This window comes from Streptomyces sp. SID13031, assembly GCF_010548305.1.
Classification (GTDB): domain Bacteria; phylum Actinomycetota; class Actinomycetes; order Propionibacteriales; family Kribbellaceae; genus Kribbella.
In genome coordinates, this window is the sequence record NZ_JAAGLV010000082.1 from 1 (window position 1) to 441 (window position 441).

The 441-nt window shown below is 71.9% G+C and carries 1 protein-coding gene; it reads left to right on the plus strand.

The features are described 5' to 3' along the window. The coding region (locus G3I17_RS39330) for an aconitase family protein (protein WP_239063350.1) at window positions 1–441 on the plus strand (441 nt) is incomplete at both ends.

Consider the following 441-nt stretch of genomic DNA (forward strand, 5'->3'; position numbering starts at 1 on the left):
GGGACGCCGCCGTCGAGTACTGGCAGACCCTGCGCACCGACGACGACGCGGTCTTCGACCACGAGGTCTACATCGACGGTGCCTCACTGGCCCCGTTCGTCACCTGGGGCACCAACCCCGCCCAGGGCGCCCCGCTGAGCGCCTCGGTGCCGGACCCGGCGTCGTTCGACGACCCCAGCGACCGCCAGGCCGCCGAGAAGGCCCTGGAGTACATGGGACTTCACGCGGGCCAGCCGTTGCGCGAGGTCAAGGTCGCAACCGTCTTCGTCGGCTCCTGCACCAACGGCCGGATCGAGGATCTGCGGGCCGCGGCGTCCATCGTCGAGGGCCGACAGGTGGCCGACGGCGTCCGCATGCTGGTCGTCCCCGGCTCGGTCCGGGTCGCCCTGCAGGCCGTCGCCGAGGGCCTGGACAAGGTCTTCACCGCTTCCGGCGCCGAAT